The organism is Candidatus Pantoea soli, from assembly GCF_007833795.1.
Classification (GTDB): Bacteria; Pseudomonadota; Gammaproteobacteria; order Enterobacterales; family Enterobacteriaceae; genus Pantoea; species Pantoea soli.
The window spans coordinates 1,824,639-1,841,879 of sequence record NZ_CP032702.1; the positions used below are offsets into that span (position 1 = coordinate 1,824,639).

A 17,241-nucleotide genomic window follows, 5' to 3' on the forward strand; every position below is an offset into this window, starting at 1 on the left:
TGGGTTTAATTAAAGAGCGTAATGAGCAGACCAGGTGTCGAGAATATCGCGATATGGCTTGATGAAGTTCTCTTCCGTAAACTTCCCCTGCTCTATTGCCAGATGGCTACGCTCTTCACGATCGTAAACAATGCGCGTTAACGAGTGATCGTGATGATTCAGGCTTGGCTGGTAATAGTGTCCTGCCGGCGAGTTAGCGTTATAAATCTCCGGCCGGTAAATCTTCTGGAAGGTTTCCATCGTGCTGATGGTGCTAATCAGCTCCAGATTGCTGTAATCAGCCAGTAAATCGCCGCTGAAATAGAATGCCAGCGGTGCGACGCTGCCTGGCGGCATGAAATAACGCGCCTGCAGGCCCATTTTGCTGAAGTAGTGATCGGTCAGCGACAAGGCATTCTGCTGATACTCCACGCCCAGCACCGGATGGACATTGCCGGTCTGCTGATAAATATTTTTACTGGAGACGCTCAGGCAGATGACCGGTGCTTTGCTGAAGCGCGCTTTATAGCATTCCGAATCCACGAAATACCTGAACAGCTTGCCATGCAGATCGCCAAAGTTCTCCGGCGTGCTGAAGCTGTCATGCTGTTTATTGTGCTCCAGCAGCAACACGCTGAAGTCGTAATCGCGGACATAAGAGGAGAAATTATTCCCGACAATACCCTCAATACGCTGACCGGTTTTCTTATCCAGCACGGTAGTCTGCAAAATTTCAATAATCGGGAAGGTATTGCCCTTGCCTTCGATATCAATCTCCACCGAGATAATATCCAGTCCGACACCGTAGCGATCCCCTTTCGGATTATCCCAGTGCGCCAGCGAATTGAATCGGTTATCGATCATCGTTAAGGCATTGCGCAGATTTTCCTGACGCGTTTTACCGCGCGCCAGGTTCGCGAAATTGGTGGTGATACGCGTGTTTTTAGACGGATTGTAATTTTCGTCAAAACGCGTGGTTTTAATGTTAAAGGCAAAGTCGGTTTTCATCGTGAGCTACCATCCTGATTGTTGACATTAAGACCGGAATGTCGCGCTTGCTTACCAGGATTTCCTGATGGGTGATGCAACGGTCCTGATGCTGTCTGTACGGTTTATAGCGTCTATTTATGCCTAAGTGATTGATTGAATTAAAGTGATATAATTTCACTCTTGCATGAGCCATTTTCATGATTTCCCGCTGCGCGCGTATCCTCTGTTTCCGCCATGCGATAGCCGCTGAGCACGTCCCGGCGCCCTTCTTTCCTGTCTGGCAGGCATAAAGCACCTGGTGAAGGATTTCCACTGAAGTTGCAGAGTGGGTTTTAACAGCAACGCCTTATGTATGTTGGCACTAAAGTGATCGTGTAACAGGCCCGGTTAAAGCCTGTTCGCGCTGCACGGGCCGCGTCCGGATGCGCTTCTCAGGGCTGTTGGTCAGCAACCTGATCTTTTTTCATCGGTGCAACCACCAGATTAACGCCCTGCTCCTGCAGCCGGCGCAGCGTGGCCACCGGCGTTCCCTGATTCACAATCACTACATCAAAATCGGTCAGATGCGCAAACCGGTGCAGCGCCCGGCGTTCAAATTTGGTGTGATCCATCATCAGGATGCGCTTCTGCGCAGCATCAAACATCGCCCGCTTGGTTTCGACCGTCTCGGCGGACTGATGAAACACCGCATCATCAACAATCGCGGACATGCTGATAAAAAACACGTCGGCGCGCAGGCTGGCAATTTCATCTCGTGTCATCCGCCCCATAAAGGCGTTACACCAGTGATGAAACTGACCGCCCAGCCCCATCAGCGTGATATCGCGCCCGTTACGCAGCTCATTCATCAGCGTGAGTGAATTGGTGATCACCGTGAGTGGCGCTTTCATCGCCAGCAGCCGTGCCAGTTGCAGAACGGTGGTGGAATCGTCCAGAAACAGCGCCTGCCCCGGCTCAATGTAGGTGGCGGCTACCTCGGCTATCGCCTGCTTCTCTTCCAGCTGCCGCGTGGCGCGATAGAGATCGCTCGACTCCACCAGACTGGTTGGCGTGGCGGAGACCACACCACGCGATTTATGCAGCAGCCCCCGCGCGACCATCTCGTCGATGTCACGATGCGCAGTCATCAGGCTGATACCAAAGCGTCCGGTGAGATCTTCGATACGTATCGCCCCTTCGGCCATTACGGCTTCAGCAATCAGCTGACGCCGCGCCAGCTGTCGCGCCTGGCGACTGTCGCCGGGGATGGTTTCGGTGAGAAATACGCCAGCGGAAGCATCGTGCGGGTTGTGCGCCATAGTTCGTCCGGAAAAGAGAGCAGAAATACTGATTTGGCTTTGATTACACAGTGTAAATGGCTTTTTTGCAAATGCAGGAAACCGATCGCCGCTGCGGGCGACCGGCCAGCCGGATTAGGGCTTCAGAACAAATGGCGAAACGAAATTGCCGGCGTTCTCTTTGGTGATCAGGATGCAGTCAAACAGCTGCTTTTCTGCAGCTGCACCGGTTTTGCCGGTTTTCAGAAAATTATCGGCCTGCTCAACCGCCTGCTGCGCAAACTGCGCCACCGGCTGCATCACCGTATAGGCCAGCGTGCCCGCTTTAACCGCATCGACCGCATCCGGCGAACCGTCAAAGCCGCCGACTTTCACCTGATTCAGCTTGCCCGCTTCTTTCAGCGCCGCAATGGCGCCCAGCGCCATCTCATCGTTACCGCTGATGACCCCTTTAATCCCAGGATTCGCCTGCAGCAGCGACTGCATTTTGTTAAAGCCCTGGGTGCGGTCCCAGTTTGCCACTTCCTGCCCGACTTTTTTCAGCGTCGGATATTGCGACAGCACGGTATCAAAGCCGTTGGCGCGGGTCGCGGCGTTGTTGTCGGAAGGTGGCCCCACCAGCTCAACGTAACTGGCGCTGTCGCCGACCTGCTTCACCCACTCCATGGCGCCGATAGCAGCGCCCTGCGCGTTATTCGACACCAGCTGCGCCTTTGCCAGCCCGCTCTGATTCAGCTCGGCGTTAATCACAAACACCGGAATGTGCGCGGCAATCGCCTTTTTCACCGATCCGATCGATCCATCCGCATTGGCCGGATCGAGAATAATCGCTTTGGATTTATTGGTAATGGCGGTATCAATCAGCTGGCTTTCGGTGTTGGTGTCCCCTTTGTGCGCGCTGACTTTGGCGCTGTAACCCAGTTTCTCCGCCGCTTTCTGTGCCACCTGACCTTCGGTCAGCCAGTAAGGATTCGAGGGATCGTTGACAATAATGGTCATCAGACCGTTATCCGCCCGGACAGGCAGCGCACAGACAGAGAGTGCCACCGCAGCGGCGACAAGCAGATGTTTAGCAGACATAAGTGCTCCGTTATTATTCAGGGTAGAGGTTTTACGGATAAGGGACGCAGCCGTCACCGCGCCCCTGATTCAGCGCCCGCGCCGGCCGTATTGCAGGGTATTCAGCAATACCGCCAGCACAATGACCGCACCGGTGAATACCGTCTGCCAGTAAGCAGAGACACCGATAATCACTAAGCCATCAGAGAGGAAACCAATCACAAACGCACCGAGCAGCGTTCCGCGCACATTCCCGCGCCCGCCGGTCAGCGCCGCCCCGCCGATCACCACGGCAGCAATCGCCGTCAGTTCATAGGTGGTCCCGGCGGTCGGGCCGGCGGAAGTCAGCTGCGAAGAGAGCACCAGCCCCGCCAGCGCGGCGCAGATACCGGAAAGCACATACACACTAATCTTGACGCGTTTTACCGGCACGCCGGAAAGGTCGGCTGCGCGCTCATTGCCGCCGGAGGCATACAGCCAGCGACCAAAGGCTGAACGGCTCAGTAAAAAGCCGCACGCCAGCGCCACCGCGCCCAGTATCAGCACGCCCACCGGCACGTTAAACAGCCGGTTGAAACCCAGCCAGTCAAAGCCGGTATTCCCCAGCGCCGCGCTGCCGGAAAGCTTGTTATAGGTCAGACCGTTGGTCATCAGCAGCGCAATACCGCGCGCCACGTACATGGTGCCCAGCGTGGCCACAAACGCCGGAACGCGAAACCAGGCGATCAGCACGCCATTCACCAGCCCCACCAGCGCCCCGGTTACCAGCGTCAGCACCACCACCGCCCACACGGGCAGATACAGCACCACGCCCAATCCTTGCAGGTTGATACCCTGCATCATGAAGCCGGCCATCACCCCTGCCAGCCCCAGCGTCGATCCCACCGAAAGATCGATGCCGCCGTTCAGGATCACCAGCAGCATGCCGATGGCCGGCAGGCCGAAGATCGCCACGTGCGACGCCATGGTCAGGAAGTTGGCACCGGTAAAGTAGTTGGGCGAAAGCAGCGAAAAGGTGGCGATAATCACCAGCAGCGCAATAAAGGCGCGCCCTTCCAGCAGCAGGCGCGCCAGATTCAGGTGTCTGCCGCTGCGCGGTGTTGCGGCAACCGGCGGCGCGGCCAGAGTTTGAGTGCGATCGGTCATATCGTTTGCTCCGTTTTTCATGTTATGCCACCAGCGATTCGCCTGACGCAGCCATGATGCGTTCTTTACTGACGCTGGCGTCAAAAATGGCGGCGATACGCCCTTTGCTCATCACCACAATGCGATGGGCGATACTCAGGCATTCACCCACTTCTGAGGTGGTGTACACCACCGCCAGCCCTTTGCGCGCATTCTCTGCCAGCAACCGGAACACTTCGGCCTTGGCACCGATATCAATACCGCGACTCGGTTCATCCAGCAGGATCACTTTCGGCCGGGTGGCGAGCATTTTGCCAATCACCACCTTCTGTTGATTCCCCCCGGACAGCGAACCGATGGCGGCCTCACCGCCGGCCGTCTTCACGGTGACGTTGCGAATAGTGTCGTCGATTAGCTGTTTTTCACGACGCCTGGAGAGCACCAGCCCGCGCACGAAGGCGCCAATACTGGCAAGCGAGAGGTTTTCGCCTACTGACATGGTCTGCACCAGGCCGTCGCGCTGCCGGTCTTCCGGCACCAGCGCCAGCCCGATGCGGATGCGCTGCGACACAGAAAGTCCGGCAAGGTCGGTATCCTGCAGCAGCACCTGTCCGCTCTGTGGCGTCAGGCGACCGGCCAGACACTCCAGCAGCTCGGTCCGGCCGGCCCCCATCAGCCCGTAGATACAGACGATCTCCCCGGCCTGCACGCTAAGCGACAGCGCATCCACCAGCCGGATGCCGGTTTTACTCTGCACCGTCAGCGCATTCACCGTCAGCGCGGGCGGGCCAAAGTCATAGCCCTGCGGCGGCGCGCCCAGATCAAAATGGTCGCCCACCATGTTGCGCACAATCCATTCCAGATCGATCTCATCCCGCCGCGCCCAGGCGGTCATCACACCATCACGCAGCACAACGGCGCGATCGGTGATCTCCAGCGCCTCCTCCAGATGATGGGAGATATAGACAATCGCCACGCCCTGACTGGTGAGATCGCGGATTACCTGAAACAGCACCGCCACCTCGGCGGCGCTGAGTGCGGAAGTGGGTTCGTCCATGATCAGAATGCGGGCATTCACCGAGAGTGCGCGGGCAATTTCCACAATCTGCTGCTGCCCGAGGCGCAGGTTCTCCACCGGCGTCAGCGGATCGATATCCTCCTCCAGTGAAGCCATCAGATGGCGGGTAATACGCGCCTCTTCGGCAAAATCGACCCCGCCCGCATGGCGAATTTCGCGCCCCATAAAGATGTTGTCGCGCACGTTCATATTGGGGGCGAGATTCAGCTCCTGATGAATGATTGAAATACCGCAATCGCGCGCCTCCGTTGCTGAGTGAAACACCTTCGGTTCTCCCTGCAGCAGAATTTCGCCGTCAGTGGGCGTCACCACACCGGAGAGGATTTTCATCAGCGTGGATTTACCCGCGCCGTTTTCTCCAAACAGCGTGGTCACTTCCCCGCGGCGGATCTCGAAATTGACGCCTTTCAGGGCATGGGTAGAGCCGTAAACTTTGCTGACGTTACGCGCCTGCAGAATCACTTCGCCTTTTACCAGCGCCGGGTTAAGGGTAAAGGGTTTCATTGCACCTCCACGCTGACCGGTGTCACCATCCAGTTACCGGGATTGAGCAAACGAAATACACCCACCACCTGCACGGTTTTACCCGGGAGCGCATCACGGTTCAGCTTATCCAGCACCGCGTCTTTCATGGCGCGGTTAATGGCCGCACCGGCATTCTGGTACTCAATCTGGTTGGTGAAGTCACCGAACTGAATTTTGCCGCTGGCGTCACGCAGGTCGGTGCCGGTGATTGCCGGGCCGGTCTGCAGGCGTATATGGATTGTCTCCGGCACGCCTGCCACCTTCAGCGGAAAAATCCCCATCTGTCCCGGTTGCACCACCCCTTTCAGCTTCACCGGGATGACCGGCAGCGGTGAGCCCACGCCATACTTTGCCGCGGCGGCCTGCTGACCCGCCTGCAGCGCGCTGGCCAGCGTGGTGGCCTCCACGGCGCGCGCGGTGACATCCTGCTGAATGCCCGGAAACGTCTGCTGACCGTAGCGGTCCGCGACGAATCCCTGCTGCGCGTCATCACCGGAGCCGGTTCGCACCACTTTGGTATCCAGCGCGATGGCGGTTATCACCGCCAGCACCGCTGCGCCTGTCAGCAGATAGCGCCGCATGCGCTGTCGCGTCAGCTGCTGAGCCAGTATCGAGACATCGGACATAACATGACCTCTCACCGTTGAGCGGCGTGGTCGTCCGCCGCCAATGTTATAAATGTGATAACTTGTGTGATGAGAATTGTGTCAGCGCGGTTAAATTGTCAACAGGCTGGCGGCAATTTTTTCAGGAGAGCGATCTGGATCGCTTAATCCATCTTAACCCGGTAAAAACGGACTTTTACCCATACTATTAAGGGTTTCTTAACAGTAGCAAAGGCCCTGCCGGCAGGGTTAGCGCAGCGTTTTCGTGATCCTCCTCGCTAAGCTGAGTGAAATTTATTATGAAAATAGAAAAATAATACGGAAGATATGTTATCTCCATGAGAAGTGGTGTAAGAGTTCAGTTAGCAAAAAATACACAGACTGTTAACACCCGCATTCCTGTAACAGGGATAACCAATGGAGGTAGACGTGGTGAGTGGCGATATCATTCTGGGGCTGGATTCCGGTACCTCAGTGGTCAAAGCCGTGGCGTTTGATCTGGAAGGCCGGCAGCTGGCGTGTGCCTCTGTGCGCAATCGCTATTATCGCAGTGCGGGCGGTGCAGCCCGGCAATCCCTGACGCAAACATGGCAGGATGCGGTCAGTGCGATACGCAAGCTCAGCGAACGCATGCCGGATCTGGCTGGCCGCACGGCGGCACTGGCGGTAACCGCCCAGGGCGACGGCAGCTGGCTGGTTGGCAGAGAGAATCAGCCGGTGGAGGATGCGTGGATCTGGCTGGACGCGCGCGCCGCCCCTACCGTGAACTGGCTGAATCAGCAACCGCTTGCCGCAGCCCGCTTTCACGCCACCGGCACCGGCCTGAACACCTGCCAGCAGGGCGCGCAGCTGGCGCACATGGACCGCCATACGCCGGAAGCGCTTTTACAGGCCGAAGTGGTGCTGCATTGCAAAGACTGGCTCTATCTTAATCTGACCGGCGTGCGCGCCACAGACCCTTCAGAAGCCAGCTTTACCTTTGGCGACTTTCGTACCCGTCACTATGACGAGACGGTCATCGCCGCGCTGGGCCTGACGCATCATCGCCACCGGCTGCCGGAGATTCTGGACGGTACGCAAATCACCCATCCGCTGACCCCCGCGGCGGCAACGCAGACAGGTCTGCACGCCGGGACGCCGGTGTGCCTCGGCTATGTCGATATGGCGATGACCGCGCTGGGTGCCGGGGTGCACACCGGGGAAGCCGGTACGGCCTGCTCGATTGTCGGCTCAACCGGCGTACACCTGCGCAGCGTGCCTGCCGGCGATGTCTGGCTTAATCCGGATCAGACTGGGTACGTCATTCCGCTGCCGTGGCCCGACTATGTCACGCAGGTACAGACCAATATGGCCTCCACGCTCAATCTTGACTGGCTGCTGAACCTTGCCAGCGATCTGCTGCGCACCTTTGACTGCGAAACCGATCACGCCCGGCTGGTCGGTCAGATCGACCGCTGGCTGACGGAAGCAACGCCCGGCACCCTGCTGTTTCATCCCTATATCTCACTGGCAGGCGAGCGCGGCCCCTTTGTCAACGCCGGCGCGCGTGCCAGCTTTACCGGCCTCAATTATCAGCACAACTTTGGTGACCTGGTGCGCGGCGTCATTGAAGGCATTGGCATGGCGGCGCGGGACTGCTATCAGGCGATGGGCCAGCGCATGCCGCAGGAGATCCGGCTTACCGGCGGTGCGGTGCGCTCACGCCCGCTGCGGCAGATCCTCTCCGCCTGTCTGAATGTACCGGTTCGTATCAGCCAGCGTGAAGAAGCCGGTGCCGCTGGCGCAGCGATGATGGCGGCGGTGGCGATTGGCGCTTACCCGTCAATGGCCAGCTGCGTGGAAACCTGGGTGCGGCCGCTGCTGGATGCGCCGGAAGCACCTGTTCCGGCGCTGGCTGAGCGCTACCAGCAGCTGTTTCCGGGCTATCAGCAGCTTCGTCATGATCTGCCCGCCGCCTGGCAGGCATTAACAGCGTTGCAGGGAGTTTCTCATGAGTGATACCACAGTTGATCTGTTTGTCATTGGCGGCGGCATTAACGGTGCTGGCATTGCGCGCGATGCCGCAGGACGCGGCTTATCGGTGATGATGTGTGAAAAGGATGATCTGGCCCAGGGCACCTCTTCACGGTCCGGCAAGCTGGTGCACGGCGGGCTGCGCTATCTGGAGTACTACGAGTTCCGGCTGGTGCGCGAAGCGCTGATCGAGCGTGAGGTGCTGCTAAACGCCGCACCACACATTATCTGGCCGATGCGCTTTGTCCTGCCGCACAGCCCGAGCGATCGGCCGGCATGGCTGGTGCGGCTGGGCCTGTTTCTCTATGACCATCTGGGTGGACGCAACAAACTGCCGGGCACCCGTATGCTGGATTTGCGCCGCGATCCGGAGGGTGCACCGCTGCTGGATAGTTACCGCAAAGGCTTTGAATACTCCGACTGCTGGGTGGATGACGCGCGACTGGTCACGCTGAATGCGCTGGATGCCGCCGAACGGGGCGCCACCATTCTGACGCGCACCCGCTGTGTGGCGGCAGAACGCCAGGCGGGCGCGTGGCGGATTACGCTGCAGGACAGCCAGAGCGGCGCGCAGCGCACGGTCTCTGCCCGCGTGCTGGTCAACGCCGCCGGCCCCTGGGTGCTGGACATTGTCAAACAGGTGACGCGCAGCAGCAGCCAACGCCGCGTGCGGCTGGTCAAGGGCTCGCACCTTATCGTGCCCAAATTCTGGGAAGGCCAGCAGGCTTATCTGGTGCAGAACACCGATAAACGGGTGATCTTTATTAATCCTTATGAAGGCGATAAAGCGCTGATCGGCACCACCGACATTCCGTGGCAGGGAGAAGCCGGTGACGTTGTGGCGGATGACAATGAGCAGCAGTATCTGCTGGATGCGGTCAACCGCTATTTCAAAGTGAAACTGCGCGCCAGTGATGTCATCACCCGTTTCTCTGGCGTCCGTCCGCTGTTTGATGACGGCAAAGGCAATCCCTCTGCCGTGACGCGTGACTATGTGTTTGAACTGGACGACCAGCAGAACGCCCCGCTGCTGCATGTGTTCGGCGGCAAAATCACCACCTTTCGCAAGCTGGCTGAACACGCGCTGCAGAAGCTCAGCCCCTGCTTCCCGACTATGGGTCCGGACTGGACGCGCAGCGCTACGCTGCCGGGCGGCGACATGGAGGGCGCAGATTTTGCCGGCTTCCTGGAGCAGGTCAAAGCGCGCTGGCCATGGCTGCCGCAGCCGCTGCGTCAGCACTATGCACGTCTGTACGGAACCCGCATGGAGAAGCTGCTGGAGCACGCCAGCGAAATCGCCGATCTCGGTCGCCATTTTGGCGGGCAGCTGTATGAAGCAGAGGCGCGTTATCTGGTCGCGCATGAATGGGCGCAGCAAGCCGAAGATGTGCTGTGGCGGCGTACCAAGCATCAGCTGCATCTGAATGAGGCGCAGCGCGCGGCCTTCACCCGCTGGTTTACTGACACGTTTACTGAGCATGCGCCGCTGCGCGCCCATGCCGGATAAGGGAAATACCATGCCGCTGACACTTTCACTGAACACCAATCCGCTGGTCAACCGCTTTGCTGACCCGCAGGATCTGATTACCACCGTTGCCCGGCAAATCCGCATTCGTGACTTGCAGCTGACGCACGAGTTCATTAACCCCGGCTGGCCCGCCGCCACCATCATGCAGATGACGCGCCGCATGCAGCGGGCGCTGCGCGACACCGGCGTGCGCGTGACCTCCGGGATGACCGGGCCTTATGGCCGCCTGAATCATTTTGGTCATCCTGATGCTGCGGTGCGCCGCTATTATATTGACTGGTTTAAGACCTTTGCCGATATCACAGCCAGCCTGGGCGGCACCGCCATCGGCTCGCAGTTCGCCATCTTCACCCAGCAGGATTTCAACGATGTGGCGCGCCGCGAGGCGCTGATCGCCATCGCCATTGACTGCTGGGCCGAAGTCGCCGAGCACGCGCGGGCGGCAGGCCTGCGCTATCTGTTCTGGGAGCCGATGAGCATTGGCCGCGAATTTGGTGAAACGATACCCGCCTGTCTGGCACTGCAGCAGCGGCTCAGCGCCTGTGATTTTGCCGTGCCGATGTGGATGATGGCGGATATCGATCACGGCGATGTCACGTCTGCGGATGCGCGTGACTACGATCCTTATGCCTGGGCAGAAGCGGTGCCGCGCTACTCGCCGATTATTCACATCAAGCAAAGCATGATGGATAAAGGCGGCCACAGGCCCTTTACATTGCAGTACAATGCCGGCGGCCGCATTCAGCCACAGCCGCTGCTGGATGCGCTGGCGCGCGGTGGCGCGGAGAATAACGAGATCTGCCTGGAGCTGAGTTTCAAAGAGCGTGAACCCACCGACAGCCGGGTCATCGCTGACATTGCCGAGAGCGTGGCATTCTGGGCCGATCACATTGATACCGGCGTGCAGGATTTGCATCTGGTCAACCCGCCGCAGCGCTAACTCTGCGACGGGCCTTCCGTAACCGATAAGGGAATAACACATGAAACCGGCACCCACCCCTGCTGAGCGCGATGATTCTCTGGCGCTGCGCGCTGCCTGGCTGCACTACGTTGGTGGTCTGACGCAGGCGGAAGTGGCAAAACGTCTCGGGCTGCCCTCGGTGAAAACACACCGCATGATTGCGCGTATGGTGGCCGAAGGTGCGGTCAAGGTCACCATCGATGGTGACATCGTCGACTGCGTCCGGCTGGAAGAGCAGCTGCGCGGGAAATATGGTTTTCGCTTTTGCCAGGTGGCACCGGATCTGGGTGAAGAGGGTCTGCCGGTGCGGGCGCTGGGGATGGCGGGCGCCGACTATCTGCGCAATCTGCTTGCCGCCTCACCCGCACTGACGCTGGGGCTGGGCCATGGGCGAACGCTCTCTGCGGCGATCCACCAGCTGCCACGCACCGAGGCGCCGCAGGTGCGCTTTGTTTCCCTGCTGGGCTGCCTGACGCGCAACTATGCCCTGAATCCGCATGACGTGATGCATCGCATCGCAGAAAAAACCGGCGCGCAGGCGTACATGATGCCGGTGCCGTTCTGCGCCAACACCCGTGAAGACCGCGATGTCCTGCTGGCGCAGCGCGGCGTGCACGAGGTGTTTAGCATGGCCGAAGCCAGTGAAGTGAAGCTGGTTGGCATCGGTACTGTGGAACCGGCGGCGCAGCTGGTAGAAGCCGGCATGATTGACGAAGCGGAGATCCATGAGATTGCCGCGTCCGGTGCCGTGGGGGAACTGCTGGGGCACTTCTTTAATGCCAGCGGGCAGATGATCCATAACTCGCTGACGGCGCGCACCCTTTCCGTGCCGCTTGAACTGGGGCATCACGCCGACATCGTGGCGCTGGCTGGCGGCAGCAGCAAAGTGGCCGCTCTGCGCGCCGTGCTGGCCAGCGGCCTCGTCACCGGGCTGATCACCGACGAGCAGACGGCCCGGGCGCTGCTAACCCCCTGAGGTTCAGCCACGCCGGGGCGCGGGGCACAATTCACCGGGCAGCAGGCCGAACAGCCAGTCATCCTGCCAGCGTCCCTGCAGAAAATAGTTCTGCCGCAGCGTGCCCTCGTGCGTGAAACCCACTTTCAGCAGGGTGCGGCGGGAGGCTTCATTACCTGCCGTGACCGTCGCGGTCAGCCTGCGGTAGCCGCACACATCGAACGCGAAGCGGGCAATATCATAGAGTGAACCGGCTCCTAACCCCCGGCCATGAAATGCCGGCGCAAGGATAAATCCAACCTCCGCGACGTTGTCACCGCGATCGATAAAACCGGTCACCCCCGCGGGTATGGCACTGCCCTTTTCACTCATCACCAGGCAGAGCCAGTGCGCGCTGCCTTTCTGCCATGGCGGCAGCCGCGGCAGAAAGGAGTGGGTGCGGATATCCTCTGTGCTGCGCGGCGCGCTGATATAGCGCATGATGTCCGGGTCCTGATGCAGTGCCAGAAAAAAAGGCCAGTCAGCGGCGGTCATGGGACGATAGTCAATGCTGGCAGAGCGAACAGCAAACATGCAAAACTCCCGTGGGATAACGTGCTAAACCAGGCTCAGCGTCAGCCCCTGCGCGCGCAGCTGCTGCTGACAGGCGATGTCCAGACTGCTGTCGGTAATGACCTGTCTGAAAGGCTGCTGCGGGGCCAGCGCGTAAGGGTGAATCTGACCAAACTTGGAAGCATCCGTCAGCGCAATAGTGTGGGCCGGCTTCTCCATAATGGCGTTGACCACGTCACAGCGCAGCATATTGCGGCTGGTAAAGCCGGTGGTGGCATCCCAGCCATCAATGCCAATAAACGCCTTGTGAAAATTAAGGTGCTGGATGCAGAGCCGCGTCAGCGGGCCAACCACCGATTCACTGCTTTTCTGAAACAGCCCACCGAGAATAATCACATCGCCGCCCTTTTCCCGCAGCAGGCCGGCGATGTAGTGGCTGACGGTCACAATGGTGATATCCTGGCGATCGCTGAGCTCACGCGCCAGCAGCGCATTGGTGCTGCCGCCCTCGATAAATACCGTTTCCCCCGGATTGACCAGCCCGGCGGCAAATTCCGCCAGGCGCTTTTTCACGGCAAAACGGGTTTGCATCCGGGCCCCGACATCGTCACTTTCCGGCGCAACGGCCGAACCGTGTACCCGGCGCAGAAAACCGCCTTTTTCCAGCGCATTGAGATCCTGCCGCACCGTCACTTCGGAAACGCCGGTGGTCTGTGCCAGTTCATTGACGCTGACGCTGCCGCGCGCGCTGACCAGCTGAATAATGTGTTCATGACGTGCGTTCATGGTGTTTGCTGTCCTGTCAGCGATCCAGTCCCAGACTGCGGCGGCCTGTGGCATTCAGCGCCTGTGGCGTAAATCGACCGCGCCAGTGTTGCTCATAATCTTCTTTTGGGAAATCCCCCGGTGACGTCCCGTTCGCCAGTGCCTGCGCCACGCTGGCGGCATACGCGGCGTTTTTCTCACACAGCGGCGCGGCCGGAATGTACATCACATTGCCCCAGCCCTGCTGGTTTTCCACCGGTGCCACGGCATGAATGACGTCGCAGTGCCACCAGACGGAGTCGCCCGCCTCGAGCGCCGGAATGGAACACAGTCCGTCGATCAGCTCCGGATGCCACTGCGCTGAAACCGGCAGCACCTTGCCCGGCGCCACGCCACATAACTCCTCTTCCGGTACATCGTTCAGCAGCGGACGCAGCAGCAGATACGCCATCGCTTCCGGCACCGGGACCACATGCAGCAGTCCCTGGCCGGGTTGCATATCCGAGAGCGCTGTCCAGCCCTGAAACGTGCGAAACACCGAGCACTTTGTGGTGGTGCCGGACTGATATTCATTAACCTCAGTGCGATGCGCCGCATCCCAGGGATCGTACTGATCAAAGTGATTGCTGAAGATCGGGCCGAACACCTTCTGATAGGCCGGCAGCAGCCAGCGCTCCAGTGCGCCGGAATCGGTATGCGCGCCCAGCCCGCGCGAGGTGGTGCCCGGCGGACGACGGCGGATGCGATCCGGATACAGAATACTGACATCCGGCTCAAACCAGCGTCTGCCGCCGGACTCAAACTTCCACAGGCGATTAAGGAAAGACTGGGTTTGTGCCATCGCCTCACTCTGGCGCGCGGCCATCTGCGCTTCGCTCCAGTAGATGGGGTAAATCTCCGGGCGCGACGCGTCCAGATTGCCAAAGAAATTGTCACCGGGTCCGGCGTAAACCTGATCAAAGGCGTTGTCGTCCAGATAGCGCATCATGGCGGCATCCCACGCCAGCGCCTGATCGCGGGGAAACGTCTGCCTGACCACCACGCAACCGCGTCGGCGGATATGCTGCCGGGTGGCTTCGTCAAGGCTGCCAGCGGCAATCTCAGCCTGAGTAATCTGCGGCCATGCGCTGCCGTTCTGTGCCTCTTCCGCGCGCGCGGCGGCAATTTCACTGACAATCTTACTTTTGACTTGTTCAAACAGCCCTTCAACGTCGCCGATCTGCGCGCGCAGGGCACGCTTAAGCTGGCGAATGGCCTGTGGACAGTCGGCGGGCTGCTGTTCGGCAGTAAACGGGGTGGTCATGGCGCGCTCCTCGGGTCAGCGGGTTATTTTCAAATGAAAGCTTTTACACTTTCATTTATGGCGCATACCGCCCGGACATCAAGCCTGCTGAGGGAAATAGTGAAGCGCGATCACAAATCGAAGGTTAATTAGCCTTCATTCGTAAATCAGCAGGTTTCAGCATTGCACGGTAACCGCATAAAAGGCCGCCCCATCGAGGCGCGTTGCACGGGTATCGGCATCCAGCATCAGGCAGAGTTCGACATCGTCAGCAAAGCCGCGCTGGCGCAGCTCCTGGGCAGATGCACAAGTCGCCAGATCGCGAAACGCCTGCTGTTTTGCCTGTTGCCACACGGCTGCCGCCGCCTGCGCCTCAGGCGAAGCCGTGCGCTCGGCCAGTGCCGCCACCAGCCCACCCGCCGCAACATAATCTTCCAGCGCCGGTCGAAGCGAGCCATCGGGCCAGCGTTCACCGCAGGGGATAATCAGAATGGTGTCGAAATGGCGGATAGCCGCAACGGTAGCGGACAGATTGCGCAGGCAGGCACTGAAGATCACCGCCCCGCTTTCACGGGCGCTAAAGGCTACTGTTGAACCATTAGGCGAAGGCAGTACCAGCCGCGAACCGGGCGGCAGCGTGGTTAATGAGGAGGGTGACAGGCTGAAGTGCGCCCCGCTGACTTGCCGCTCTGTGCTCGCCAGCAACGCCCCCTGCGCCTGGGCAAACTGCGCGGCAGTGTCATCCCGCCACCGCCACGGCAGAATGCAAGCGTCACGGTTACAGGCAAGACTGACGCAGGTGGAAAAGGACATCACGTCTACCACCACCACACACGCCACTTCGCCGGCCAGCCACCGGGCTGCCGCTAAGCCCCACTCCAGTCGGATAGTCTGTGCTCGCTGGGTAAACCAGCCGCTGTTCACGGCAGACATAGTTTTCCTCCGCGTCGCTGCAGCTGTTTGCCGTTATGATCCGAGCAGATGCCGGTACTGAACGAAATCGGTTTTGCTGGCAACCTGATCGTACAATGCGCGCGCCGCGGCGTTGCTTTCCTGCGTCATCCAGTAGACGCGGGCACAGCCAAGCTGCTCTGCCTGCTGATAGACCGCCAGCATCAGCGCTTTGCCGCAGCCCAGCCCGCGGGCGGATTCGCTGACGTAAAGATCCTGCAGATAACAGGCGTTACCGCGCGTCCAGGTTGAGCGGTGCGTCAGAAAATGCACCAGACCGACCATACTGCCGTCGCGCTCCGCGACCAGACAGTGCATCGGCTCTGCGCGCGACAGCAGGCGGCGGAAGGTTTCGCCGGAGGTATCATCATCAATAGTGGTCTGATAAAAGCGCTGATATCCCCGCCACAGCGCCATCCAGGGAGAAAAATCCTCCGCGCGTAATGCCCGTATTTCCATACCCGGTCCTTATTGATTGTTATTGATGGCACGAATGATCTTATCGGCGGCTCTCACGCGATCATCATTCGGATACCACTTATTGGCCAGCATAATAACGGCAATTTTTTGCGCCGGGATGAATACCGCATAGGTGGCGAAGCCATTGGTGGAGCCGGTTTTGTTGTACCACGCCTGCGCCGGCGCTGCTTCTGGCGGCGAAACCGGCGTGGCAGGCATACCGTTCATGATGCGCGCCCCGCTGTTACCCGCCACCCGTTGCGCTTCATCTGCCGCTAAAGGGTAATACTCCCACATCATCGCCTGGGTGAAGGCCTCCGTACGGTAGTACCCCTGCTGCGTAGTCGCGATCGCCTGTTGCCACGCCGGGGCCACTGGCTGCTGCTGTAACTGAATAGCCAGCCAGCGGATCAGATCCGCCGACGTTGACTTCAGCCCGTAAGCTTCCGCATCCAGCGGCGCGGGCGTCACGCGCACGGGCTTATCCAGCTTGCTGTACCCCTGCGCATAGCGCCCCATGGCTGCCGCGGGCACCTGCACATAGGTATGCGACATTCCCATCGCCGGTAATAACTGTTTTTCCATGGCGTCGGTAAACGACTGGTGCAGGCTTTTCGCGGTGATGATGCCCAGCAGGCCAATACCTAAATTGGAATACACACGTGTCGTTCCGGGCGGTTGCGGCGGCTGCCAGTTTTTATACCACGCCATCAGCTGCTGATTATCTTTCACGGTATCGGGCACAAACAGCGGCGTGCCGCTGGTATGGGTCGCCAGATTAAGCAGCGTCACCCGATCAAACGCACTGCCCTTCAGCGCTGGCAGCCACTGGCTGACGGTGTCGCTGAATGCCAGCTGATGCTGCTGTGCCGCATAGCTGGCCAGCGTGGCGGTGAAGGTTTTGCTCAGCGAACCGATTTCAAACAGCGTCTGTTCGCTGACGGCAACCTGCGTCTGTTTTGAGGCGACACCGTAATTATAAAAGTGCGTTTTACCCTCGTGCAGGATCGCCACCGCCATACCGGGGATAGCGTACTGCTGCATCAGCGGGACGATTACCGCATCCGGTGAAGGTTCGGCCAGCGCGCTGCCGCTCAGCAACAGCGTTACGACAAAAAATCGGGCGGGTAAGCGCAT

16 protein-coding genes are annotated in these 17,241 nt (G+C 59.5%); 4 read left to right on the plus strand and 12 right to left on the minus strand.

The window, feature by feature from the left end; all coding sequences use genetic code 11:
- Window positions 1-9: 9 nt before the first annotated feature.
- The 6 genes from D8B20_RS08470 to D8B20_RS08495 all read right to left on the minus strand — a co-directional run bounded on the left by D8B20_RS08470 (window position 10) and on the right by D8B20_RS08495 (window position 6,659).
- Entirely contained in the window at window positions 10-987 is a 978-nt protein-coding gene (locus tag D8B20_RS08470; protein WP_145888453.1) for a DUF1852 domain-containing protein, read from the minus strand.
- Between the two features lie 413 nt (window positions 988-1,400).
- The gene (locus tag D8B20_RS08475; RefSeq protein ID WP_145888454.1) at window positions 1,401-2,267 is read right to left on the minus strand and encodes a DeoR/GlpR family DNA-binding transcription regulator; all 867 of its coding nucleotides are present in this window, start codon (window positions 2,265-2,267) and stop codon (window positions 1,401-1,403) included.
- A 114-nt stretch (window positions 2,268-2,381) separates the two neighbouring features.
- The gene (locus tag D8B20_RS08480; RefSeq protein ID WP_145888455.1) at window positions 2,382-3,326 is read right to left on the minus strand and encodes a D-ribose ABC transporter substrate-binding protein; all 945 of its coding nucleotides are present in this window, start codon (window positions 3,324-3,326) and stop codon (window positions 2,382-2,384) included.
- 69 nt (window positions 3,327-3,395) lie between these two features.
- Complete coding sequence (locus D8B20_RS08485) at window positions 3,396-4,451, minus strand: ABC transporter permease (protein ID WP_145888456.1); 1,056 nt, start codon at window positions 4,449-4,451, stop codon at window positions 3,396-3,398.
- A gap of 22 nt (window positions 4,452-4,473) precedes the next feature.
- Complete coding sequence (locus D8B20_RS08490; protein ID WP_145888457.1) at window positions 4,474-6,012, minus strand: sugar ABC transporter ATP-binding protein; 1,539 nt, start codon at window positions 6,010-6,012, stop codon at window positions 4,474-4,476.
- Window positions 6,009-6,659: a DUF2291 family protein gene (locus D8B20_RS08495; protein WP_145888458.1), complete on the minus strand. Its 651-nt coding sequence runs from the start codon at window positions 6,657-6,659 to the stop codon at window positions 6,009-6,011. The genes D8B20_RS08490 and D8B20_RS08495 overlap by 4 nt, the downstream gene beginning before the upstream one ends.
- Window positions 6,660-7,055: 396 nt before the next feature.
- Between D8B20_RS08495 and D8B20_RS08500 the strand changes: the two genes are divergently transcribed.
- From D8B20_RS08500 to D8B20_RS08515, 4 genes are read left to right on the plus strand one after another with little or no spacing between them, the layout of a single operon-like run.
- Window positions 7,056-8,636 (plus strand): FGGY-family carbohydrate kinase, encoded by a 1,581-nt coding sequence (locus D8B20_RS08500; RefSeq protein WP_261388079.1) that lies wholly within the window; start codon window positions 7,056-7,058, stop codon window positions 8,634-8,636.
- Complete coding sequence (locus tag D8B20_RS08505; RefSeq protein ID WP_145888459.1) at window positions 8,629-10,158, plus strand: glycerol-3-phosphate dehydrogenase; 1,530 nt, start codon at window positions 8,629-8,631, stop codon at window positions 10,156-10,158. Before D8B20_RS08500 ends, D8B20_RS08505 begins: the two co-directional genes overlap by 8 nt.
- Before the next feature lie 10 nt (window positions 10,159-10,168).
- Entirely contained in the window at window positions 10,169-11,119 is a 951-nt protein-coding gene (locus D8B20_RS08510) for a sugar phosphate isomerase/epimerase family protein (protein ID WP_145888460.1), read from the plus strand.
- Window positions 11,120-11,159: 40 nt separating this feature from the next.
- Entirely contained in the window at window positions 11,160-12,116 is a 957-nt protein-coding gene (locus tag D8B20_RS08515; RefSeq protein ID WP_145888461.1) for a sugar-binding transcriptional regulator, read from the plus strand.
- 3 nt (window positions 12,117-12,119) lie between these two features.
- Here D8B20_RS08515 and D8B20_RS08520 read toward each other — a convergent pair whose 3' ends face one another.
- The 6 genes from D8B20_RS08520 to ampC all read right to left on the minus strand — a co-directional run bounded on the left by D8B20_RS08520 (window position 12,120) and on the right by ampC (window position 17,241).
- The gene (locus D8B20_RS08520; protein ID WP_145888462.1) at window positions 12,120-12,668 is read right to left on the minus strand and encodes a GNAT family N-acetyltransferase; all 549 of its coding nucleotides are present in this window, start codon (window positions 12,666-12,668) and stop codon (window positions 12,120-12,122) included.
- A 24-nt stretch (window positions 12,669-12,692) separates the two neighbouring features.
- Window positions 12,693-13,433, minus strand: coding sequence for a DeoR/GlpR family DNA-binding transcription regulator (locus D8B20_RS08525; RefSeq protein WP_145888463.1), 741 nt, complete (start codon window positions 13,431-13,433; stop codon window positions 12,693-12,695).
- Window positions 13,434-13,449: 16 nt separating this feature from the next.
- Window positions 13,450-14,715: a DUF1479 domain-containing protein gene (locus D8B20_RS08530; protein ID WP_145888464.1), complete on the minus strand. Its 1,266-nt coding sequence runs from the start codon at window positions 14,713-14,715 to the stop codon at window positions 13,450-13,452.
- A gap of 156 nt (window positions 14,716-14,871) precedes the next feature.
- Complete coding sequence (locus tag D8B20_RS08535) at window positions 14,872-15,627, minus strand: 2-phosphosulfolactate phosphatase (protein WP_145888465.1); 756 nt, start codon at window positions 15,625-15,627, stop codon at window positions 14,872-14,874.
- 33 nt (window positions 15,628-15,660) lie between these two features.
- The gene (locus tag D8B20_RS08540; RefSeq protein ID WP_145888466.1) at window positions 15,661-16,104 is read right to left on the minus strand and encodes a GNAT family N-acetyltransferase; all 444 of its coding nucleotides are present in this window, start codon (window positions 16,102-16,104) and stop codon (window positions 15,661-15,663) included.
- A gap of 9 nt (window positions 16,105-16,113) precedes the next feature.
- A complete protein-coding gene (ampC, locus tag D8B20_RS08545; RefSeq protein WP_145888467.1) occupies window positions 16,114-17,241 on the minus strand; it encodes a class C beta-lactamase in 1,128 nt (375 codons plus the stop codon).